Source organism: Nonomuraea aridisoli, assembly GCF_003236395.1.
GTDB classification, from domain to species: Bacteria; Actinomycetota; Actinomycetes; order Streptosporangiales; family Streptosporangiaceae; genus Nonomuraea; species Nonomuraea aridisoli.
Map to the genome: position 1 here is coordinate 16445 of NZ_POUD01000066.1, position 20758 is coordinate 37202.

The 20758-nt window shown below is 71.8% G+C and carries 22 protein-coding genes; 9 read left to right on the forward strand and 13 right to left on the reverse strand.

Annotation, left to right across the window (positions count from 1 at the left end; all coding sequences use genetic code 11):
* Positions 1-40 precede the first annotated feature (40 nt).
* Entirely contained in the window at positions 41-1165 is a 1125-nt protein-coding gene (locus C1J01_RS17860) for an ABC transporter substrate-binding protein (RefSeq protein WP_111180102.1), read from the reverse strand.
* 85 nt (positions 1166-1250) lie between these two features.
* The gene (locus C1J01_RS53100; protein ID WP_268958708.1) at positions 1251-1379 is read right to left on the reverse strand and encodes a hypothetical protein; all 129 of its coding nucleotides are present in this window, start codon (positions 1377-1379) and stop codon (positions 1251-1253) included.
* Between the two features lie 232 nt (positions 1380-1611).
* On the opposite strand from C1J01_RS53100, the gene C1J01_RS17865 reads away from it, so the two are divergent.
* Complete coding sequence (locus C1J01_RS17865; protein WP_111180103.1) at positions 1612-2865, forward strand: MFS transporter; 1254 nt, start codon at positions 1612-1614, stop codon at positions 2863-2865.
* 6 nt (positions 2866-2871) lie between these two features.
* Here the strand turns inward: C1J01_RS17865 and phtC are convergent, their stop codons facing one another.
* Complete coding sequence (phtC, locus tag C1J01_RS17870) at positions 2872-3618, reverse strand: 3,4-dihydroxyphthalate decarboxylase (protein WP_111180104.1); 747 nt, start codon at positions 3616-3618, stop codon at positions 2872-2874.
* Positions 3619-3743: 125 nt separating this feature from the next.
* On the opposite strand from phtC, the gene C1J01_RS17875 reads away from it, so the two are divergent.
* Positions 3744-4511 (forward strand): FadR/GntR family transcriptional regulator, encoded by a 768-nt coding sequence (locus C1J01_RS17875; RefSeq protein WP_111180105.1) that lies wholly within the window; start codon positions 3744-3746, stop codon positions 4509-4511.
* Positions 4512-4551: 40 nt separating this feature from the next.
* Here C1J01_RS17875 and C1J01_RS17880 read toward each other — a convergent pair whose 3' ends face one another.
* Positions 4552-5445: a hypothetical protein gene (locus C1J01_RS17880; protein ID WP_220039970.1), complete on the reverse strand. Its 894-nt coding sequence runs from the start codon at positions 5443-5445 to the stop codon at positions 4552-4554.
* Positions 5446-5571: 126 nt separating this feature from the next.
* Here C1J01_RS17880 and C1J01_RS17885 point away from each other — a divergent pair, with 126 nt between their 5' ends.
* Together C1J01_RS17885 and C1J01_RS17890 are read left to right on the forward strand one after the other, a co-directional pair.
* On the forward strand, positions 5572-6336 hold the full coding sequence (locus tag C1J01_RS17885) for a DeoR/GlpR family DNA-binding transcription regulator (protein WP_181448818.1): 765 nt from the start codon (positions 5572-5574) through the stop codon (positions 6334-6336).
* 99 nt (positions 6337-6435) lie between these two features.
* Positions 6436-8748, forward strand: a complete 2313-nt coding sequence (locus tag C1J01_RS17890) for a rhamnogalacturonan lyase (RefSeq protein ID WP_111180107.1) — start codon at positions 6436-6438, stop codon at positions 8746-8748.
* Between the two features lie 47 nt (positions 8749-8795).
* On the opposite strand, the gene C1J01_RS17895 is transcribed toward C1J01_RS17890, so the two are convergent.
* Positions 8796-9359 (reverse strand): hypothetical protein, encoded by a 564-nt coding sequence (locus C1J01_RS17895; protein WP_111180108.1) that lies wholly within the window; start codon positions 9357-9359, stop codon positions 8796-8798.
* A 393-nt stretch (positions 9360-9752) separates the two neighbouring features.
* On the opposite strand from C1J01_RS17895, the gene C1J01_RS17900 reads away from it, so the two are divergent.
* Complete coding sequence (locus C1J01_RS17900) at positions 9753-10505, forward strand: SDR family oxidoreductase (protein WP_111180109.1); 753 nt, start codon at positions 9753-9755, stop codon at positions 10503-10505.
* 41 nt (positions 10506-10546) lie between these two features.
* Here C1J01_RS17900 and C1J01_RS17905 read toward each other — a convergent pair whose 3' ends face one another.
* The 3 genes from C1J01_RS17905 to C1J01_RS17915 all read right to left on the reverse strand — a co-directional run bounded on the left by C1J01_RS17905 (position 10547) and on the right by C1J01_RS17915 (position 12767).
* A complete protein-coding gene (locus C1J01_RS17905; RefSeq protein ID WP_235854500.1) occupies positions 10547-11968 on the reverse strand; it encodes a S28 family serine protease in 1422 nt (473 codons plus the stop codon).
* 112 nt (positions 11969-12080) lie between these two features.
* On the reverse strand, positions 12081-12401 hold the full coding sequence (locus C1J01_RS17910) for a DMT family transporter (RefSeq protein WP_111180111.1): 321 nt from the start codon (positions 12399-12401) through the stop codon (positions 12081-12083).
* A 36-nt stretch (positions 12402-12437) separates the two neighbouring features.
* Positions 12438-12767 carry a DMT family transporter gene (locus C1J01_RS17915; RefSeq protein ID WP_111180112.1) on the reverse strand — a complete coding sequence of 110 codons (330 nt, stop codon included), beginning with the start codon at positions 12765-12767 and terminating at the stop codon, positions 12438-12440.
* 87 nt (positions 12768-12854) lie between these two features.
* On the opposite strand from C1J01_RS17915, the gene C1J01_RS17920 reads away from it, so the two are divergent.
* Positions 12855-13286: a MarR family winged helix-turn-helix transcriptional regulator gene (locus C1J01_RS17920; RefSeq protein ID WP_111180113.1), complete on the forward strand. Its 432-nt coding sequence runs from the start codon at positions 12855-12857 to the stop codon at positions 13284-13286.
* Positions 13287-13345: 59 nt separating this feature from the next.
* Here the strand turns inward: C1J01_RS17920 and C1J01_RS17925 are convergent, their stop codons facing one another.
* The 3 genes from C1J01_RS17925 to C1J01_RS17935 all read right to left on the reverse strand — a co-directional run bounded on the left by C1J01_RS17925 (position 13346) and on the right by C1J01_RS17935 (position 15361).
* Positions 13346-13747 carry a hypothetical protein gene (locus tag C1J01_RS17925; protein WP_111180114.1) on the reverse strand — a complete coding sequence of 134 codons (402 nt, stop codon included), beginning with the start codon at positions 13745-13747 and terminating at the stop codon, positions 13346-13348.
* A gap of 130 nt (positions 13748-13877) precedes the next feature.
* The gene (locus C1J01_RS17930) at positions 13878-14651 is read right to left on the reverse strand and encodes an ABC transporter permease (protein WP_111180115.1); all 774 of its coding nucleotides are present in this window, start codon (positions 14649-14651) and stop codon (positions 13878-13880) included.
* A complete protein-coding gene (locus C1J01_RS17935; protein WP_111180116.1) occupies positions 14648-15361 on the reverse strand; it encodes an ABC transporter ATP-binding protein in 714 nt (237 codons plus the stop codon). The genes C1J01_RS17930 and C1J01_RS17935 overlap by 4 nt, the downstream gene beginning before the upstream one ends.
* 184 nt (positions 15362-15545) lie before the next feature.
* On the opposite strand from C1J01_RS17935, the gene C1J01_RS53105 reads away from it, so the two are divergent.
* From C1J01_RS53105 to C1J01_RS17950, 3 genes are all read left to right on the forward strand, one after another.
* Positions 15546-16739 carry a sensor histidine kinase gene (locus C1J01_RS53105; protein WP_111180117.1) on the forward strand — a complete coding sequence of 398 codons (1194 nt, stop codon included), beginning with the start codon at positions 15546-15548 and terminating at the stop codon, positions 16737-16739.
* A 4-nt stretch (positions 16740-16743) separates the two neighbouring features.
* Entirely contained in the window at positions 16744-17391 is a 648-nt protein-coding gene (locus C1J01_RS17945) for a response regulator (RefSeq protein WP_111180118.1), read from the forward strand.
* A 170-nt stretch (positions 17392-17561) separates the two neighbouring features.
* Positions 17562-18434, forward strand: coding sequence for a phosphotransferase enzyme family protein (locus C1J01_RS17950; protein WP_146615640.1), 873 nt, complete (start codon positions 17562-17564; stop codon positions 18432-18434).
* A gap of 3 nt (positions 18435-18437) precedes the next feature.
* On the opposite strand, the gene C1J01_RS17955 is transcribed toward C1J01_RS17950, so the two are convergent.
* Positions 18438-19784 (reverse strand): PP2C family protein-serine/threonine phosphatase, encoded by a 1347-nt coding sequence (locus C1J01_RS17955; RefSeq protein ID WP_181448819.1) that lies wholly within the window; start codon positions 19782-19784, stop codon positions 18438-18440.
* 92 nt (positions 19785-19876) lie between these two features.
* Positions 19877-20758 (reverse strand): substrate-binding domain-containing protein (locus C1J01_RS17960; protein WP_111180121.1); only part of this gene is annotated, 882 nt, incomplete at its 5' end.

Here is a 20758-nt window from a genome sequence, read left to right on the forward strand (position 1 = left end):
GCGGGCCTGCCGCAACGGTGGCCCGACAGGGGGGCGGTGTTCACGTGACCTCCCGGCCTGACTGGACGAACTCCTCGTAGAGCGCGTCCCACTTCTTGGGGTTGTCGAGCATTTCCTTCTCGGGCACGGAGATCGTGGTGAGTCCGGCCAGAGGATCGTTCGCCGTGGGAATCGAGCCGACCCGGGAGGACTCGTGCAGGATCTTCTGTCCCTCGCTGAGCTCGTAGTCGACGAACAACATCGCCGCCGCCGGGTGCGGCGCCGTCTTCATCAGTGCCACGCCGTTGGGCCGTATCACGATGGGCTGCACCGGGGTCCCCGAGGCCGGATGCCAGCTCACCGGGGCGCCCTGGGCGGCGGCCTTGTCGATCGTGTGGCTGTAGGAGGAGGCGGTCACCGCGAACTGCCCGGCCGAGAGCAACTCGCCCTGAGCCGTGTGGCCCTTGGCGATCTTCGCGTTGGCGACGACCCGGCTGAACAGGTCGCGGACCTCGGCGTCGGTCTTGCCCTGGCTGAGGTAGTACGTGTACATGGCGGCGAACCAGTCGACGTCGCCGACCTCCAGGGAGATCCGTCCCTTCCATTTCGGGTCGGCGAGCTCCTCGAACGACTTCGGCTCCTCGCCCGGCTTCACCTTGGTGGTGTTCCAGCCGACCACGAACACGTTGAACCGGGTGGCGGTCCAGCCGTCCGCCCGGCCTTCCTTCCGTACGGCGTCGCGCAGCGCGCTCTTGTACGGGTAGAGCATCTTCTGGTCGGCCATGACGTTGAGCTCGCCGGCGTTCGTCTCGACGAGATCGTTGCCGTCGTAGTTCGCCTGCTGCTCCTGCAGCACGCGCTGGAGCACCGACTCGGAGTTCCCGCGGTAGACCTTCACCTCGATCGGATAGGTCTGCTCGAATTTCTCGATGACCTTGTCCAGGTCGGTGTTCGAGGTGTAAATCGAAAGCGTGCCCTCTTGTCTCGCGAGGTCAAGGAGGGTTCTGGTCCGCTCGTCACCGGTGAGCCCGTTGATGCGGTCGTAGACCTCCCGAGCCTTCACGCTGGACCGGCCGGCCCCGTCGGCCGGCATGGGCCCTGCGGCCGTGGGCGAGGCGCCACAGGCGCCCAGGAGGAGGACGGCGGCGGCCACCGCCACCGATCCGAGGAATTTCTGGTGTTGCATTGATGCTCTCCCGCGAGCTCGGCGGGGCGGTGCGAGCACCGGCCCGGCGATGGTGCACTTTGTTTTCCCCCGCGAGAAATAGTGCTCAGATCACGCCTGTCTCGATCTGGCCCAGGTCGAGGCGCCGGCGCCACGGATCACGTGCGGCGATCTCCGGCCCGTCCCGCTTCCCGGTCTCGCCGGCGACGGCTGCGGGCAGATGGTCATCGCGCATTTTTGCCTCCTTTGGGCGAATGACCCCGAGTACACACCTCAGCGGACTAAAGGTCTAACCCTTGGGCCATACTTTTACCGGACCGTTACATAGCGGATAAGCGCCGAAACGGTCTCTCTGGTAGGGCCCCCGGCCGCCGCCCATGACGAGATCACGCGGACCGTTCAGAGCCTCTTCCTTAAGCACAAAAAGGTAATACCATTAGCCTGATCTAGGAAGAGGGAGGGCTCTTATGGGCTCTGCAGGTGACACGTTCCTCGCCCGCACCCGTACCGCGCACCGCCGTGTCTTCCGCTCGCTCACCGTGCCCAACTACCGGCGCTTCTTCGCCGGTCACGCGGTCAGCGTGATCGGGACGTGGATGCAGCGGGTGGCACAGGACTGGCTCGTGCTCGAGCTGACGGACTCCCCCGTCGCGCTCGGGGTGTCGACCGCGCTGCAGTTCCTGCCCACGCTCCTGTTCGGCCTGTGGGGAGGCGTCCTCGTCGACCGGCTCGACCGGCGGCGCACGATCATGGCGACGCAGGCGGCCAGCGCCGTCCTCGCGGCCGCCCTCGCGGCGTTGGTGCTGGGCGACGTGGTGCAGCTCTGGATGGTCTACGCGCTCACCCTCGGGCTCGGCCTCGTCACCGTCCTCGACGTGCCCGCGCGGCAGGCGTTCGTCACCGAGATGGTCAGCCCGGAGAACTACGTGAACGCGCAGGCGCTGAACTCGACGGTGCACAATGCCGGCCGTCTCATCGGCCCGGCGATCGCCGGCGTGCTGATCGCGACCGTCGACGTCGGGGCGGCGTTCGCGGTCAACGCGCTGTCGTTCGTGGCGGTCCTGCTCGGGCTCGTGCGCATGAATCCCCGGGAGCTGCACCGGGTTCCGGCCCTTCCCCGAGCCAAGGGCCAGGCCCGGGAGGGCCTGCGCCATGTATGGCAGCACCCGGAGCTGCGCGCGTGCCTGTTCCTCGTGGCCGTGGTCGCGCTGCTCGGCCAGAACTTCCGCGTCGTGTTCCCGCTGCTCGCCCGCGAGACCTTCGGCGGAGGCGCCGAGATCTACGGGTGGTTCACCTCCGCCCTCGGCGTGGGCGCGGTGCTCGGCGCCCTCGCGAGCGCCGCGCGCGTGGACGCCACCGCGTGGTCCCTGCTGTGGTGGACGTTCGCCTTCGCCGGGGTGAACGTCGTCGTCGCGGCCGCTCCCGCGCTCGGCCTGGCGATGGCGGCGATCGTCGCCCTCGGCGTCGCGAACATCTGCTTCAACACGCTCGCCCGCACGCTGTTGCAGATCAGGGCGGATCCCACGATGCAGGGGCGGGTGATCGCACTGCACAGCCTGGTCTTTCTCGGCAGCACTCCCCTGGGGGCCCCGATCACGGGGTGGGTGTGCGAGCAGTGGGGAGCGCGCACCGGTCTCCTGCTGGCCGGGATCCCCGCGGGGCTCGCGGCTCTCGCGGTGCTGCCGTGGTTGCGGAAGGCGCGCGCGCCGCGCGAGGAGTGACCGCGGTCAGTCGAGCGTGAGACCGGCCAGCCGCAGCCTGGCGACATGATGACGCCAGACGTTCAGGTCGTTGAACGACGAGCCGAGGTCGGGCAGCTCGGCGATGTCCGCTGCCGGGAGGACCGCGGCCCGGTCACCGAGCCGGGCCCGCTCGACGCTGACGCGGGCCAGCGTGTCCAGGCTCAACGCCCGCGAGACGGCCTGCTCCACCGCGTGCTCGCCCGAGCCGAGCGTGGTGATCCCGTGCCCGCGCATGACGCACACGGCCGACCCTCCCATGGCCTCGGCCAGCTCCCGCCCGAGCTCCGGGCGCCGGATGAGAACGGCCCTGGGATAGACGGGCACGCCGTCCACGGCCATCCGCGCCGCGGGGATGTGGTAGGCGCCGAAGACCGGCCGCAACGGGATGTCCTCCACCCCCGCCAGCAGGACCGACGGAGGGTGGCAGTGGAGCACGACATCGGCGTCGGGACGGGCGCGCAACAGCTCCGCGTGGATGGGCAACTCGTTCGGCACCGCCCAGGGATCGAGATCGTCGCCCTTGCCCTCGAAGTCGACCAGCCGCACGTCCTCGTCGACGGTGAAGAGCAGCCCCTCTTCCCGCGGGCCACGGCAGCGTACGAGCATCGTGCCGGGTCCGGCACGGACGCTCACATGACCCAGGACGTCCTCCGCGAGCCCGGCGTTCGCCAGGATGCGGCAGGCAAGCGCGATCTTACGGCGCAGCGGGGCGAGGTCGTCAGGGAGCGTCACCGTGCTTCTCCGTGGGGCAAGGGCCATCCCTCGCAGAACTGGCTATTGGTATGACCATGCTGCCGGTTAGGCTCTAGGGTGTCAACAAGGGCGTATCAGGCCGCCCGATGCTGGAGGATGGACGCATGACCGTCGAAGAGCGCAAGACCGGGGCGGCCAGAACGGGCTCGGACACGGGGACTGATCTGTTCAACCCGGTCAGTGCGGTGCGGGTCTCCCAGGTCATCGTCGATCAGATCCGCCTGCTCATCCAGCAGGGCCGCCTCAAACCGGGCGACAAGCTTCCGAGCGAACGCGATCTGTGCGAGCAGTTCGGCGTGAGCCGGGTCACGGTGCGCGAGGCGCTGCGCGTCCTGGAGGCCGGCGGGCTGGTCGAGATCCGGGTCGGGGCGCGCGGCGGAGCGTTCGTGTGCACGCCGTCGAGCGCGCGGGTCGGCGCCGGACTCGCCGACCTGCTCAAGCTCAGCCCGCTGACGGCGGCGGAGGTGACGGAGGCCCGCATGGTCTTCGAGCTCGGGATCGCCCCCATCGTGGTCGAACGCGCGACCGCCGAGGACATCGCCGCGCTCAGGGAGATCTGCGACAGGCAGCAGGCCGCCCTGAAGGACGGGTCCTACGCGATGGCGTTGTCCGCCGAGTTCCATGTGCGGGTCGCGACCTGCACCCACAACGCGGCGATCGAGATGCTGGTCCAGAGCTTCCACGGGCCGCTGCTCATGTCACTCGAGGAAGCGAAGGACGCCGCTCCCCTGATGGGGCAGCGCGGCAGCACCGAACATCGTGAGTTCGTCGACGCCATCGAGCGCCGTGACGCCGGCCAGGCCACGGCGATCATGCGCGCCCACCTCCAGCGCACCGCCGACCGGGTCGCCCCGCGCACCACGGCGTGCTGACCTGAGGCCACCGTCACGGCGCGCCCCGTAGAGGACGCCGTCAGTGGGCATGCCAGGGGCGGGCGTGCCGGTCGACGATGGCGGCCAGGTGTTTCAGACGCGGGACCGAGAGGGTCCGCAGCCCGGCGGGCACGTCTGCGGAGCCGACGACGTCGCTCCAGATGGCGCGGCCGGCGAGCATCCCCGACGCGCCGGCCCGGCAGGCGGCGCGCACGGCGGCCGGGAAGTCGTCGCGTTCCACGCCCTGTGAGAGCACGACCCACGGGACCGGGATGACCTCGTCGAGGCGCTCGCACTCCTCGAGCAGGCGGTCCTCGGGCGCGGCCCCGCCGAGCGGCACCTGCGCCTTGTAGAGGCTGGGGCGCAGCGCGGCCAGCTCACGCGCGGCCTCCCGGATCGCGGCGCGGCCGTCGAAGCCCGCCTCCCGCCCGGCGGCGGGCTTGGCCACGCCCTCCAGGACCGACAGCAGCCCGGCGTCGGCGCAGCGCCGGACGAACGTGGCGGCGGTCTCCAGGCGGCGCCCCCGATGCTCGTCGTCGCGCCAGACGAGCAGCAGCTTGGCCGCGACCGCCCCGGCCTGACGGGCGGCGGCGAGGTCGACGCGCTCGTCGATCGCCGTGTCCTCCACGGGTCCGTCGGGCTCCTGCCGCAGGCTGTCCACCGCGATGATGAGCCCGCCGCGCACCATGCGTCCGGCGGCGATCCGGTCGAAGCCGTAGTCCTGGTCGACCAGGAAGCCGGAGGCGTGCGGCCCGACCTCCCTGGCCACCGCCAGCTTGAACGACGTCAGCGTCTCGTCGCCGGCGCGCGTCCCCGTGGCCGCGGTGAACATCTGGCGCAGGCTCTCGCGCTGGTCCATCGCGACCATGGCGAACCCGCCGGACGGGCGGGCCAGCGCGTCGAGCGCCGGCGCGGTGGTCTCGGCACTGGTCAAGGAAGACTCCGATCCGGTCGTGGCGATCCGGGACGCTCGTACGGGGAGACGGTTCTCGCGACCATGTTGTCACGCTAAATCCAAAAGATGGCGGAAATATGCCAACTTTTCCGACATCATGGTCATATGAGTGACACGGAGGCGGGACTGCGCTACTCGTCGGCTCCGCACCGCCGCGAGGCCATCCTGCGCCGCGTCGCACTGGACGGGTACGTCGCCGCCACCGACCTGGTCGACGAGCTGGGCGTCTCCTCCAACACCGTCCGCCGCGACCTGCGCCGGCTGGCCGGCGACGGCCTGATCCGGGCGGTGCGCGGCGGCGCCACGGCGGCGGAGACGGGCGACGTGCCCTTCGCCGACCGTTCGGCCCAGGCCGGCGAGGCCAAGCGGGCGATCGCCGCCGTGGCGGTGCGGCACGTCGAGCCGGGCACGGCCGTGGCGCTCGACGCGGGCACCACGACGCTGGAGATCGCCCGGCTGCTGCCCGCGGACGCCGGCCTCACCGTGATCACGCATTCGCTGCCCGCCATCGCCGCGCTGGCCCCGAGAGCGGACGTGACCCTCATCGGCATCGGCGGCCAGTACGGCAGGGGCACCCGCTCCTTCGGCGGCCCGGAGACGCTGGCCGCGCTGGAGCACCTGAGCGTGCGCACCCTGTTCCTGGCCGCCACCGCGCTGGACGCCTCGGGGGTGTACGGGGCGACCCCGTACGAGGCGGAGACCAAGCGGCGGCTCGTCTCGATCGCGCGCCGGACGATCGTCGTCGGCGACGCGCGGAAGTTCGCCCTGAGCGCCCCGATCCGCGTGTGCGGGTGGGACGCGGTCGACCGCCTGGTGACCGACGCCGTGCCGGCGGGATTCACCGGCGTCCGGCTGGAGCTCGCACCCTGACAGGAGCACGGGCGCTCCCGCAACAAACTCTTGACAAACTTCACAATTCGCCGTTACTCTCCGCAATAAGATTGAATCGATTTAATCTGCGGAGTGCGCATGAGACCCCCCGACAGCATCCGCCGCATCCTCGCCACCAGCCTCACCGCCCTGCTCGCCCTCCCCCTCGCCGCGTTACCGGCGGCCGCGTCGGGCGAGCGGCCCACGGACCGTGACCCGCGGGGCATCCGCCTCGAACGCCTCGACCGCGGCCTCGTCGCCGTCCCGAGCGATGAGGGCGTCTTCCTGAGCTGGCGTCTCCTCGGTGACGAGGTCACCGGGCACGGCGACGCGGGCATGACGGGCGCCGACTTCCGCGTCTACCGCGACGGCCGCCGCATCGCCACGGTCACCGACAGCACCAACTACCGCGACCCCGGCGGAACGGCCGCGTCCGAGTACCGCGTCGCCCCGGTCGTCAGGGGCCGCGAGGGCCGGCGCAGCGCCCCGGCCACACCCTGGGTTGAATCGTTTCATGACCTCCCGCTGAAGAAGCCGGCCGACGGGGTGACCCCGGCGGGCGAGGCGTACACCTACGAGGCCAACGACCTGAGCGTGGGCGACGTGGACGGCGACGGCCGGTACGAGTACGTCGTCAAGTGGTACCCCTCGAACGCCAAGGACGTCTCGCAGCGCGGCTACACCGGCAACACCTACCTCGACACCTACGAGCTCGACGGAACCCTGCGCTGGCGGCTCGACCTGGGCGTGAACATCCGTTCCGGCGCCCACTACACCCAGTTCCTCGTCTACGACCTCGACGGCGACGGCCGCTCGGAGCTGATGCTCAAGACCGCGCCGGGCACCAAGGCCATCCGGTACGGCGCCGGCGGCCGGGTCGTCTCCGAGCGCTACGTCACGATGCCGCGCGCGGACGTCAAGGCCGGCCACTCCCACGACGACGACCACCGCATGAGCGCGGCGGACTACTTCGACCACGTCGTGCGGATGTTCGAGCGGTGGCACGAGCACCCCGAGGTCAGGGCCGGACGCTGGCCCGCGACGCTGGAGCAGGCCTTCGGCATCGAGCCCCGCCATTCCTACCCCCTCTCCCACGACGACGCCGTGGAGCTCGCCACCTACTTCGTCGACACCTACGCGCCGTCCCGCAGCGGCAACAACCGGCTGCGGGAGTTCGAAGGGTTCGTCCTGACCGGCCCCGAGTACCTGTCGGTCTTCGACGGCGCGACCGGCGAGGAGCTGCAGACGATCCCGTACAAGCCCGGCCGGGACGACGACGGCCTGCTGTGGGGCGACTACGCGATGTCCAGGATCGAGCCGGGCAACCGCGTGGACCGCTACCTGGCCTCGGTCGCCTACCTCGACGGCGAACGCCCGTCGGCGATCTTCGCCCGCGGCTACTACACCCGCGCCACGCTCGTCGCCTACGACTGGAACGGCCACCGCCTCAAGGAGGTCTGGTACGCCGACAGCGGCCACGTGCCGATGGCCAACCCGTTCAACGCCGCGCCCCACGGCGTCCCGGGCAGCGATCCGGAGTACGCGGACCTGACCACGCAGGGCTTCCACTCGATGAGCGCGGCCGACGTGGACGGCGACGGCCGCCAGGAGGTCGTGTACGGCGCCGCGACCATCGACGACGACGGTGACCTGCTCTACTCCTCCTTCGCCGAGGCCCCGCCGCAGAGCAACGTGCCGGGGCAGAACGTGCGCCTCGGCCACGGCGACGCCATGCACGTGGGCGACTTCGACCCCGACCGCCCCGGCCTGGAGATCTGGACGGTGCACGAGGGCGGCGCGTCGGCCCCGTACGGGTGGGCGTTGCGCGACGCCGCCACCGGAGAGGTGATCCACGGCGGCTACAGCGGCGTGGACACCGGGCGCGGCATGGTCGGCGACATCGACCCGGCCGTCCGGGGCGTCGAGACGTGGTCGTCGATGCCGCCCGACCAGCAGGTCCAGGCGGGGCTGTGGTCGGCGCGCGGCGAGCACCTGGGCCGGAACGCCCCGGGCACGAACATGAGCATCCGCTGGGCGGCCGACATGACGACCCAGATCGTCAACGGCTCCGGCGCGCAGGCGCCCACCGTGGACGACTGGAGGCGCGGCAGGCTGCTGACCGCCGACGGCGCGGTCACGAACAACGGCACGAAGGGCAACCCGGGCCTGGTGGCCGACGTGTTCGGCGACTGGCGGGAGGAACTGCTCGTACGCACCGCCGACAGCTCCGCGCTGCGCATCTTCGTCAGCACCGAGGTGACCGGCAGGAAGTTGTACACGCTGATGCACGACGCGCAGTACCGGGTCGAGGTGGCCCGGCAGCAGACCGCCTACAACCAGCCGGCGTACCCGAGCTTCTACTTCGGCTCCGACATCGACTGGTCGAAGGTCCCCGTACCCCGCGTCAAGTGAAAAGGAGGGCGCCCCGTGTCAGGGGCGCCCTCTTCGGAGGTCTGTCGTCAGCGGGTGGGCTTCTTCACCCAGACGGGCTGCGCCTGCTCGGTGTCCTTCTCGGCCCAGGCGCCGGTGGAGAAGGCGACCGGGTGGCTCTTCTTGCCGACGCCGTCGCCCCACTTGGTGATGACGTACTGGATGTCGATGTGGCCGGCGCCGGAGCCGCCGTCGACGCCGAGCGTCTCGGTGTTGAAGCGGCCGCCGGTCAGCTCGGCGAAGGTCTTGCCGTCGAGGTCGAGCATGATGCCGCGGCTGGAGGGCTCGCCGGGACCGCGGTCACCGACGAAGAACGGCATCTTCTTGCCCTTGTAGATGACGTAGCCCTCGGTCATCAGCGGCCAGCTGGGGCTGGCGGCCATGCCCTTCTGCATGGGCTTGCCGCTGGCGGGCAGGCCGGTGTCGCCGGCGCGGCCGGAGGCGTCGTCCCAGAAGTACGACGCCGTCGTCGTGCCCTGCAGCATGACCTTCTCTTCCGCGCCGGTGTCGGCGTGCGCCGCGGCGGTGCCCATAGTGAGGGCGGTCACGGCGGAGGCGGTGAGCATGGCGACGGTACGCAGGCGAGCAGACATCAAGAATTCAGGTCCTTTGATAGGGGCCGGGACACTTTGCGCTCGCGTGACTGAGACGTAGCCGGGCAGCACGCCGTGCGGACACTACGTCGGAGCGCTGGAGAAACCGTGGAGTGGGAGTCCCCTGCCACGAGGGGCCTGCCTCCGTGGGTAACGTGCAGGTCACCCATCGGGCAACGGTGACCACGTTAGCGGCTCAAACCGGACAAACGCAAACGAATCGCCATCAATCGGGCATAGATCTACCTGCGAACGTCAAGCGCAGGGCACGTCCCCGCGATCGCCGGACTGCTCGTCGTGCCGTGGTCGTCGCTATCGTGGTTCGCACCTCATCGCCGGCCGAGATCCTGACGGGCGTCTCGGCCGAGCCCCCCGCCGAGAAAGGACCGCGTCGTGACGGAACAGCACAACCGGGTCGCCGTGGTCACCGGGGCGGGGTCGGGCATCGGCAGGCACGCCGCGCTCGCCCTCCACGACGACGGCTACCGCGTGGTGCTGGCCGGGCGGCGAGAAGCGGCCCTTCAGGAGACCGCGCGAGCCACCGGCGGCGATGACGGCACCGTGCTCGTGGCGCCGTGCGACGTCACCGAGCCGGAGGCCGTGCGCGCGTTGTTCGCCCGCTGCGCCGACCGGTTCGGCCAGGTGGACGTGCTCGTCAACAACGCGGGGATCTTCGGGCCGTCCGCGCCCTTCGACGAGATCTCCCCCGAGCAGTGGTCCGACGTCGTACGGACGAACCTGACCGGCGCGTTCCTGTGCGCTCAGGAGGCGTTCCGCCACATGAAGGCGCGCGGCGGCCGGATCATCAACAACGGCTCCCTGTCGGCGCACGTGCCACGCCCGCACGCCGCCGCCTACACGGCCACCAAACACGCCGTCACCGGCCTGACCAAGGCGATCTCCCTGGAGGGCCGCCCGTACGGCATCGCGTGCGGGCAGATCGACGTCGGCAACGCCGCGACGGACATGACCGAGGCGATGAGCCGGGGCGTGCTGCAGGCCGACGGCTCCGTCGCGCCCGAGCCGACCATGGACGTGCGGCGGGTCGCCGAGGCCGTCGTGTTCATGGCCGGGCTGCCGCTCGACGCGAACGTCCAGTTCATGACCGTCATGGCGACCACGATGCCGTTCATCGGCCGCGGGTGACCCCGCGCCTGTGACCGCTTCCAGGCGCGGGGTCGTGGGCGTCAGGGGGTGCGGCGGTCGGGGAGCATGTCGTCGGCCGGGACGGCCGCCGCCTCCACGGTCCGCAGCGCCGGCGACACCCCCGCCCAGCGCCGCAGGGTGGCCGTCGCCGCCGCGCGGTCGGCCTCGGACAGGCGGGCGATGTTGGCGCCGTGGTTCGCGCCGGGCGCGACGTACAGGTACGAGTCGCGCCGGCTCGGGGTGAACCGCTCGGCGCTCCACGGGTCGTTCTCGCCGTACACGAACATCATCCGCTCGGATCCCGTACGCACCCACCGGTCCACGTCCAGCATCGGCCGCGGGTCGTGCCGCGAGCGGAGCTCGGCGGGGATGACCGAGTTGGGCTGGTAGAGCCCGCGATGGCGCATCAGCCCGCGCAGGTGCTCGAACCTGAGGTCCGGCCAGCCGAGCTGGGTGGCCGCCTGGTAGTAGTACGGCGTGTAGTAGTCGAGGCCCTGGTCGGTGTAGAAGCCGAAGAACGTGACGGCGTCGATCCACGCGTACAGCTCGGCGTCCGTGGCCGTCGCGGGCGGCACGGCCGGGCAGTCCGCCACCGACATGTACTGCCAGAACGCCCACGCCGTGTCGAGCACCGTCATCTCGAACGACCGGTCGGCGCTGCCGAGGGTCCTCGTGAAGGTGTAGCCGTTGCGCGCGGCGTCCTGCTCCAGCAACGCCACCATGCGCTCGCGCCGCTTGAGCGCCTCACGCTGCACGTTCTCCACCGCGGTACGGCAGTCCTCGGGGCCTACGCCGGCGAAGAACCGGTCGTAGGCGTGGTCCTGCGGGTTCACCGGGTCGTTCGGGGCGACGTAGGCGACGACGCCGTCCACGTCGCCGGGGTAGAAGCGGCGGTGGTAGACGGACGTCATGCCGCCCTTGCTGGCGCCCGTCTGCATCCACTTGCCGGAGTAGATCGTCTTGAGCGCCTCGACGATCCGGTGCTCGTCGGTCGCCTCCTGCCAGATGGTCAGGTCGTCCCAGTCGGCCGGCTCGGGGCGGGAGGTGCGGAAGAAGCGGTGTTCCACCGACACCTGGTTGCCGTCGAGCAGCTGGGCGGGCTCCGTGCGCGACGGCGTGGGGTTCACGGGGAGGCCGTACCCGCCCGTGTAGAGGACGACCGGCGCGTCCGCCGAACGGTGGAGCAGGGTGAGCCGCTGCTCGAACGTCCCCTTGCCGGGATGCTTGTGGTCGACCGGCTGGGTGAAGGACAGGACGAAGAAGCGGTACCCGGCCTGCTGCGTCTCCGACACCACGGTGAGCCCGGGGATGGCCCTGAGCCTTTCCAGCAGGTCGTCCTGCGCGGCGACGGTGTTCGCCTGGGCCTGGGCGGCCGGCCGGGCCTGGGCGGGCAGGGTGTGGAGGGTGAGGGCCGAGGTGACGGCCATCGAGGCGGCCAGTGCCGCTAATAACCGGGATCGCACGGTTTCGGTCTCCTTGGAGGGGGATGTACCGCCCGACGGTATACGCGGCAGGCCCACCCGAACCACCCCGCCGGCGCGCGAGTTTCGCCGAGCGGGGCGTTCCCCGCGGTCCTCACACTCCCGCGGCCACTCTCAGCAGAACGACGCCACCGACGATCGAGGCGAAAGAGACCACCTTGACCGGGGTGATCTTCTCCTTGTAGATCAGCGCGCCGAGGATCACGGTGCCGATGGAGCCGATCCCCGTCCAGACGGTGTAGCCGACCCCCACGTCCAGCGTCTTCAGCGCCAGGCTCAGGAAGAAGATGCCGCCCGCGGCGGACACCAGCGTGAAGACCGAGGGCCACAGCCGGGTGAACCCCTTGGTGGCGTTGGTGCCGAGCGCGAAGCCGATCTCGAAGACGATCGCGACGGCCAGGTAGATCCATTCCATGACGAGGTGCCTTTCGGTGTCGAGTGGTGAGCGGGGTCAGGCGGCGGCGCGCCGGTCGGACAGCTTCAGCCCGAGCACCCCGCCGATGATCAGCACGAAGGCCAGCGCCTTGCCGGGGGTCATCACCTCGTCGAAGATCAGCGTGCCGAGCACCACGGTCCCGACGGCGCCGATCCCCGTCCAGACGGTGTAGCCGACCCCCACGTCCAGCGTCTTCAGCGCCAGGCTCAGGAAGAAGATGCCGCCCGCGGCGGCGGCGACGGTGAGCAGGGACGGGCCGAGCCGGGTGAAACCTTCGGTGGCGTTCGTGGCGAGCGCGAAGACCACCTCGAACACCGCGGCGATGAGCAGATAGCCCCAAGCCATGACGATTCCCTTCGAGACATTTGCTTGTACATGCATATTCTGTGCATGCATGTACAGTGGATGTCAATCCGGAAGGGAGGCGCCCCGATGACGAAGACCGATGACGAGATGTGGGTCGGCGTCGTACGGCTGCACGCCCGGGTCGAGCACGCGCTGGCCACGGCGCTGCAGCGCCACGGGCTCGGCCTGTCGGAATACCGCGCCCTGTGCCACCTCTCCACGGCGGACGGCGGCGAGCTGCGCATGCAGGAGCTCGCCGACCTCCTGGGGCTCAACCAGAGCTCGGTCACCCGCCTGGTCGGGCGCCTGGAAGCGGCCGGCCTGACCCGGCGCGACCTGTGCGTTGACGACCGCCGCGGGGTCTACACGGTCATCACCGACGAGGGCAGGGCCCGCAAGGAGGCCGCCACCGCGCTCTACGAAGAGACCCTGACCGCTGCTCTCGACCGCGCCGCCACCGACGGCCTGTCCCCCGTCGTGACGGCCCTGCGCGCCTCGCCCACCCCCGCCCACAGCTAGGACTCCGGTCGTCCATCGCGATCGTGGTGACTTCGGGGGTGAGCTGCGGCCCCACCGTCCTATCCGACGCGTTCGGCGTTGGAGTCGTAGCCGCCACCGCCCGGATAGATCCAGGCTCCGGTGAGCGTGCGGCCGTCGGGGCTGAAGGTGCCCTGGTAGTAGGCAGGGGAACCACGCTCACCCGCCCAGATGGTGAGGGTGTCGCCGTCGAGTTCGTAGGTGTAGTCGAGGGTGCTGCCGTCGTCTCCGTAGTAACGGGACTTGATGTCGGCGCTGGGCTCGGCCATCAGCTTCCGTTCCCGGCCGATGATCTCGATGCCGTGCGTGTCGCCGAGGTGGACATCCTGTTGGAGGAAGAAGTCGTTCAGCCGGCGGTAGGTCACGGTTCCCTCGTGCCCTCCGGTGATCTTCCACGTGCCGATGAGCCTGGTCAGGGCCTGTAGTGCTCGGTCGTCGGCCATCGCCGTCTCCTTCGAAGCGGGTCGTCGTCTCTACAGACCGGCGCCGGCCGGAAAACTCATCGGTCCTCAAGACGGGTCATCAGGGATGGCAACGGGACGACCGTTCGGCGCTCACCGAGCGTGCGGTGGTTCAGCGGACGTCCGTGCGGAGGACCCGCACGAAACCGGCCGCCAGGGGGAGCACGATCCAGGCCAGGGCCGAGGTGGCCAGGCGGACGGCGTCGACGGCCGTCATGTCGGCGGTCATCAGGGCGTTCGTGGTGGCGTTGAGATCCAGCCAGGCGGCCAGGGTCTCGCCTGTCGTGCCCAGCTGCGCGACGAAGCTCCAGACCATCGGGCTCACCAGGCAGATGACGATCGCGGCGGGGGCGTTGCGCAGCAACAGACCGAGAGCCAGCCCCTCCCCGGTCACGAGGATCATCGTGGCGATCCAGCCGAGCAGGCCCAAGGGATCGACGGTCCAGTCGGCCGCCCCGCCGCGCACGGCCGTCGCGAGGGCCGCGACCAGCAGCGCGACCAGGCTGACCGCCACGGCCGCCGCCACGGCGGCCACGCACTTGGCGGCCGGCACCCGGGCCCGGCGCGGCTCCAGCGTGAACGTGGTCAGCGCCGTGCGGTGGCTCCACTCCCCCGTCATCGTCAGGACGCCGAGCACCGGCAGCAGCACCCCGAGCGCGATCGCCGCCGTCCCGGCCAGGGTGAAGAAACGTGCCTCGCCGGTCGCCACGCTGCGCCCGACGACGAGCGCGAGCGACAGGACGACCAGGACGGCGCTCAGCACGAGGTTGCCGCGCGTGTCGAACAACTTGCGCGTCTCGACCCGCAGCAGCCTGCCGAACGGAACGCCCCGGGAGGCGCCCGCGGCCCGCGGACGGGAGGGGATGCCGGAGGTGGTCGTGGTCATGCCGGGCTCCGATCGGTGTCGGCGGTGAGGTCGAGGAAGGTCTGTTCGAGGCTGCGGCCGCGGCCGAGCTCGTCCAGCGAGCCCTGGGCGAGCACCCGGCCGCGGCCGATCATCACGATGTGGTCGGCGACCTGCTCCACCTCGTGCAGCAGGTGGGAGCTGAGCAGCACCGCGCACCCCGAGTCGGCCAGGCCGCGCAGCAGCTCGCGCATCCAGCGGATGCCCTGCGGGTCGAGGCCGTTGGCCGGCTCGTCGAGGACGAGCGCCCGCGGGCGGCCGAGGAGCGCGTGCCCGATGCCCAGCCGCTGCCGCATGCCCAGCGAGTAGCGGCCGACGGTCTGCCCGGCCTCCTTGCCGCTCAGGCCGACCAGCTCCAGCACCTCGCCGACGCGCACGCGGGGCAGTCCGAGCAGCAGGGCGCCGAGGGTCAGCACCTCGCGCCCGGTGCGGCCGGGGTGGAGCGCCCCCGCGTCGAGCAGCGTGCCGACCTCGTAGCCGGGGCGTGCCAGCTTCGCGTACGGCCGCCCGAGCACGGTGGCCGAGCCGGAGGTGGGCCGGGCCAGGCCGGCCAGGATGCGCAGGGCCGTCGACTTGCCGGCGCCGTTGGGCCCGAGGAAACCGGTGAGGGTGCCGGGCGGGACCGTGAAGGACACGTCGTCCAGGGCCCGCACCCCTCTGTACGTCTTGCTGACGCGATGGAATTCGATCACGGATCGAGTCCATCGCGAACGCGGCCGTTCCTCATCGGACCCGGGGCCAGACTTCCGGACGGGGTTCCGGACCGCGGTCGCCCACCAGGTAGCCCTGGGTCCACCACGGATGTCGACCAACGGCCATCCGGTGCGCGACCAGGGGATCTGATGGGCGGACCGGGCGGTCTCTAGGCTGGAGCCCGTGCACGACCAGCCCGCCCCGCTCAGCGTCCCGTCGCCCCCGCCCCTGGGTGAGGGCGGCCGGTGGTGGGTGCAGGAACGGCTGGGGAGCGTGCTGCGCTATCTCTTCGCCGCGCTGCCGCTGACGCTCGCCTGCGTCGCCCTGGTCACCCTGTCCGACCGCGTCGCCCACATCGGTGAGCAGCTCCCGCTGTTGCTGGCCGACATGGGTCTCGGCGCCGCCGGGATCGCGCTGCTGCCGTGGCGGCGGCGCCGGCCGTGGCAGGTGGCGCTGGCCACGGTGGCGCCGATGGCGTTCTCCTCCACCGTCGTCGGCCCGGCCCTCGTGGCGATCGCGTCGCTGGCCACGCATCGCCGATGGCGGCAGGTGGCGCCGGTCGCGGCGGTGTTCTGGCTGTCCCTGGTCGGCTCCGCCTGGTGGCACATCAGCGTGCCGGCGGCCGTGCTGTACGGGGTGGTGGGGGCCGCGCTGCTGGGCGCGGCCATCGTGTCCGGCCTGTACGTGGGCGGACGCCGCGACTGGGAGGCCGCGCGGCGGGCGTCGCAGGCGCAGGCGGAGTCGCAGCGCGTGGAGCAGGCCAAACTGGAGGAGCGGCTGAAGATCGCCCAGGAGATGCACGACGTGCTGGCCCACCGGTTGTCGCTGCTGGCGATGTTCGCGGGCGGGCTGGCGTACCGGGAGGGCCTGAGCCCCGAGCAGACCCGCGAGGCCGCGCTGGCCATCCAGGAGAACGCCCACCAGTCGCTCAACGAGTTGCGCGCCGTGCTCGGCACGCTGCGCCACGAGGACGAGCGCGGCCTGGAGGCCCCGCAGCCGACGCTGGCGCACCTGGAGGCGCTGTTCGACGAGGTGCGCGCCGCCGGGCAGCGCGTCGAGGTGGACGACACGGTCGAGTCCAGGCAGGCGCTGCCGGCGCAGACCGGGCGGCACGCGTACCGGATCGTGCAGGAGGCGCTCACCAACGCGCGCAAGCACGCGCCCGGCCGCCCCGTGCGGGCCGAGCTGGCGGGGCGGCCCGGCGGCGGGCTGCGCATCCGGGTGAGCAACCCCGCGCCGGCGCGCGCCGCGGGGCCGGGCGGGCGGCTGGGGCTCGTCGGCCTGGCCGAACGCACCCGGATGGCCGGCGGCACCCTCACTCACGCCGTACGCGACGGACGGTTCGTCCTGGAAGCACGCCTGCCGTGGGAGGCTTGACGCCGTGATCCGAGTGGTGATCGTGGACGACGACCCGATGGTCCGCACCGGCCTGCGGCTCATCCTGGGCGGCGAGCCCGACCTCGACCTGGCCGGCGAGGCGGGTGACGGGCGGCAGGCCATGGCCGTGATCCGCGGCCTGCGTCCCGACGTGGTGCTGATGGATCTGCGGATGCCCGAGCAGGACGGCCTGGTCACCACCGAGCTGCTGCTCAGCCGTCCGGCGCCGCCGCGCGTGCTGGTGCTGACCACGTTCGACGCCGACGACATGGTGCTGCGCGCGCTGCGGGCGGGCGCGCACGGGTTCCTGCTGAAGGACACGCCGCCGGCGAAGATGATCGAGGCCGTGCGGGCGGTGGCCCGGGGCGAGCCGGTGTTGTCGCCGAGCGTGGCCCGGCAGGTGATCGCCGCGGCGACGGGGCGGCACGAGCCGGGGCGCGAGCTGGCGGCGCGCGAACTGGCCGCGCTCACCGACCGCGAACGCGAGGTCGCCGTCGAGGTGGCCAAGGGCGCCTCCAACGCGGAGATCGCCCGCACTCTGTCGGTGAGCGTGGCGACCGTCAAGGCCAATATCACCCGCATCTTCGCCAAGCTCGGGACCGACAACCGCGTCCACGTCGCCATGAAGGTCCGCGACGCCGGCCTCCTCTGACCACCCCGGCACCCACCCGCACGCCCCCGGACCCATCACGACCGTTCCGCCGATTCCTCCGCCCCGCCGGCACAGGCCGGCTGGGGCGCCGACCGGGCGCACGCTCGGGTGCGAGTGGACGTCCGGCGGGGCACATGGAGGGCATGACGTCCTCCGCCCTCGGGAGCCCGATGCGTCACGATCGGCTGCTGTCCGCCCTGGCCGCCTGGCGGCTTCCCGTCGAGGGCGTCGAGCCGCTCCCCGGCGGCCGTGACTCCACCGCGTGGCTGGTCCGCGCCCCCGGCGGCGCCCGCTACGTCGCCAGGCTGTCCGGCGCCGCGGACGCCGCCGCGTTCACCAGCGGCCTGCGGGTGGCCGCGCGCGCCGGGCGGCGCGGCCTGGCCTGCGGCGCGCCCGTCGCCCTGCCCGACGGCCGGCCGGCGGCCGAGCTGCCCGAAGGGGTGCTGGCGCTGCTGGAGTACGTCCCCGGCACGGTCCCCGACGCGGGCTCGCCGCACGACCTGCGCCGGATGGGCGCCGTCCTGGGCCGGGCCCACCGGCTGCTGGCCGACGCCGTGGACGACCTGCCGGAACGGCTCAGGTGGCCGTGGCCGTGGGCGAGCGCCTGCCTGCGGGAGGCGCCCATGCCGTCGCACGTGCGCCGGGCGGCCGCACGGGTGCTGGACGAGGCGCGCGAGGCCACGCCGCTGCTGCGCCTCGGCGTGGTGCACGGCGACCCGGGACTCGGCGGCTTCCGACTGAGCGACGCCTCGCCCGCCAGGGACGGCCTGGTCGGGTGGGACGCGGCCCTGCACGCCCCGCTCCTGTACGACGTGGCGTGCGTGGCCGTGCTGACCCGCGACACCCCGCGGGCGCTGCGCCACGTGCTCGACGGCTACCGCACGTTGGACCCGGCGATCGTGCGCGACCTGGACCACCTCGACCTGTTCGTCCGGGTGCGGTGGGCGGTGACCGCCATCCACTACGCGCGCGAGCGGCAGCGGCGCGGCTCGGAGGTCGGCGAGGCCGCCCTGGCGGAGGCGTACGCGGGGATGCGCGGCTGAGCGTCAGACGGCCTTGGCGAGCAGGAGGGCGATGTCGTCGCGGTCGCTGTGCGGGCACTGGGTGCGGATCACCATGTCGCAGATGCGCTCGATGCCGTGCGGCGGGCCGGTCAGCAGGGCGCGGAGCTTGGCCAGCCCCTCGTCGATGTTCCACTCCCGGCCCTCGACCAGTCCGTCGGTGTAGAGCGCGAGCAGCCCGCCGGGTGGCAGGGCGAACTCGCACAGCTCGTACTGCTCGGAGCCGATGCCGAGCGGCGGGCCCGGGACCACGGGCAGCGTCTCGGCCACCCCGTCCGGCCGCACGAGCACGGGAGGCAGGTGGCCCGCGCTGGCGATCTGGACCGTCCCGGCCGCCACGTCGTAGCGGGCGTACAGGCAGGTCGCGATCTGGTCCAGGTCGAGCCGGTCGGCCACCCGGTCGAGGCGGTAGAGCAGCTCGGCGGGGTCGAGGTCGAGGCTGGCCAGGGTCTGGGTGGCGGTGCGGAGCTGGCCCATGGTGGCGGCGGCGCGCACGCCGTGCCCCATGACGTCGCCGACGACGAGCGCCGTACGCTCACCCGCCAGCGGGATCACGTCGAACCAGTCGCCGCCCACCCCGGCCAGGTCGCCGGCCGGCAGGTAGCGGTGGGCCACCTCCAGCCCCGGCGGCGCCTTGAGGCGGGCCGGCAACAGGCTGCTCTGGAGGGCGAGCGCGGTGCGACGTTCCCGCGCGTACAGGCGGGCGTTGTCGATGCAGATCGCCGTGCGCGCGGCGAGCTCCTCGACCAGGGCCACGTCGGCGTCCTGGAACGCCTCGCTGGACGGCTCGCGGACGAGCACGAAGAACCCGAGCACGTTGCCGCGCGCCAGCAGCGGCGCGACGAGGAAGGAGCAGCCGGGCAGCAGCTTCGCGATGACGTCGCGACCGAACGCCTTGGCGTTGTCGTCACCCACGCCCTGGTCGAGCCGCGGCACCAGGACGGTCCTGGCGGTGGCCATGGCCTGGCCCTGCGGCAGGAACGGCGGGTAGACGGCGACCTCGCCGACCGGGAACGCGCGGTCCCAGTCGAACGGGTTCTCGACCGCGACCGCGGTGGCGACCCGGCGCACCAGCGCCGCGCCGTCGTTGGGGCGCGCGGGGAACTCGCCCTCGGTGATGAGCCGCTCCTGCACCATGATCCCGCCGGCGTCGGCGCATCGCGGCACGGCGACGTCGAGCACCTCCCGGCAGGTCTGGGCGAGGTCCAGCGTGCCGCCGATGCGCGTGCTCGCCTCGTTGAGGAACGCCAGGCGTTCCTGCGAGGCGGTCGCGCCGCTCAGCCGTGATCCGGCACGGCTGCGAGGGTCTTTGATGAGGAACCCGGGATTCACCGACGTCCGTCCTCCGAAATGACGGGGATAACCGCGTGCCACACAATAGGGCTCGCGACCGTCATTTCCTACGAACGAACGTTATTTCACAGCTATTCGTGCGGTTCTTTCGCATTCTCCCGCAATTGCGCGGCACTGCCGCGGACGATCAGGGTCGTGGCGAGTTCGATGCGCGTCCCGGCGGAGCCTCCCGGGTGGGTCAGGGCCTCCGACAGCAGGCGTACGGCCTCGTTGGCCATGTCGTCGAGCGGCTGGCGGACGGTGGTGAGCGGCGGCGAGAGCATCTCGCACAGCGGCGCGTCGTCGAACCCGACCACGGACAGGTCGTCGGGCACCCGCAGGCCGCGTTCGGTGGCGGCCTGGTAGACGCCCGCGGCCTGCAGGTCGTTGCCGGCGAAGACGGCGGTGGGCGGGTCGTCGCGGTCGAGCAGCTCGGCGCCGAGGCGCTTGCCGCCGCCGACGAGGAAGTCGCCGTAGCGGGTGAGCGCGGGGTCGGAGTCGACGCCGAACGTGCGGTGGGCGGCCAGGTAGCCCTCGTAGCGGTCGAGCGTGCACTGCGTGTCGAGTGGCCCGCCGATGAAGCCGATCCTGGTGTGCCCGAGGTCGAGCAGGTGGGTGGTGGCCATGACGCCGCCCAGCCAGTTGGTGCAGCCGACCGTGGACAGCCGCGGGTCGCGCTGCCCCACCGGATCGAGCAGCACGAGCGGCACGTGCAGCAGCTCCTCGACGGTCTCGATCTCGCGCTGGTCGGCCCGCGAGAGCACCAGCACGATGCCATCGGTGCCGCGTTTGCGCAGCATGCCGATCCAGCGCCGCAGGTCGAAGTCGGAGCGCGCGGAGGAGGTGACGACGAGCGAGAATCCCCAGCGCCCCGCGGCCTTCTCGGCGCCCCTGATGAGGACCTGCGCCCACGGCGAGCCGAGCCCGTCGATGAGCAGGTCGACCAGGCCGACGCGGGGGGTGCTGGGCGGGCG

Coding starts and splice junctions, on each gene's coding strand:
- C1J01_RS17860 (WP_111180102.1), bottom strand. CDS start 1,165: ATGCAACACCAGAAATTCCTCGGATCGGTGGCGGTGGCCGCCGCCGTC.
- C1J01_RS53100 (WP_268958708.1), bottom strand. CDS start 1,379: ATGCGCGATGACCATCTGCCCGCAGCCGTCGCCGGCGAGACCGGGAAG.
- C1J01_RS17865 (WP_111180103.1), top strand. CDS start 1,612: ATGGGCTCTGCAGGTGACACGTTCCTCGCCCGCACCCGTACCGCGCAC.
- C1J01_RS17875 (WP_111180105.1), top strand. CDS start 3,744: ATGACCGTCGAAGAGCGCAAGACCGGGGCGGCCAGAACGGGCTCGGAC.
- C1J01_RS17885 (WP_181448818.1), top strand. CDS start 5,572: ATGAGTGACACGGAGGCGGGACTGCGCTACTCGTCGGCTCCGCACCGC.
- C1J01_RS17890 (WP_111180107.1), top strand. CDS start 6,436: ATGAGACCCCCCGACAGCATCCGCCGCATCCTCGCCACCAGCCTCACC.
- C1J01_RS17895 (WP_111180108.1), bottom strand. CDS start 9,359: ATGTCTGCTCGCCTGCGTACCGTCGCCATGCTCACCGCCTCCGCCGTG.
- C1J01_RS17910 (WP_111180111.1), bottom strand. CDS start 12,401: ATGGAATGGATCTACCTGGCCGTCGCGATCGTCTTCGAGATCGGCTTC.
- C1J01_RS17915 (WP_111180112.1), bottom strand. CDS start 12,767: ATGGCTTGGGGCTATCTGCTCATCGCCGCGGTGTTCGAGGTGGTCTTC.
- C1J01_RS17920 (WP_111180113.1), top strand. CDS start 12,855: ATGACGAAGACCGATGACGAGATGTGGGTCGGCGTCGTACGGCTGCAC.
- C1J01_RS17925 (WP_111180114.1), bottom strand. CDS start 13,747: ATGGCCGACGACCGAGCACTACAGGCCCTGACCAGGCTCATCGGCACG.
- C1J01_RS17930 (WP_111180115.1), bottom strand. CDS start 14,651: ATGACCACGACCACCTCCGGCATCCCCTCCCGTCCGCGGGCCGCGGGC.
- C1J01_RS17950 (WP_146615640.1), top strand. CDS start 17,562: ATGCGTCACGATCGGCTGCTGTCCGCCCTGGCCGCCTGGCGGCTTCCC.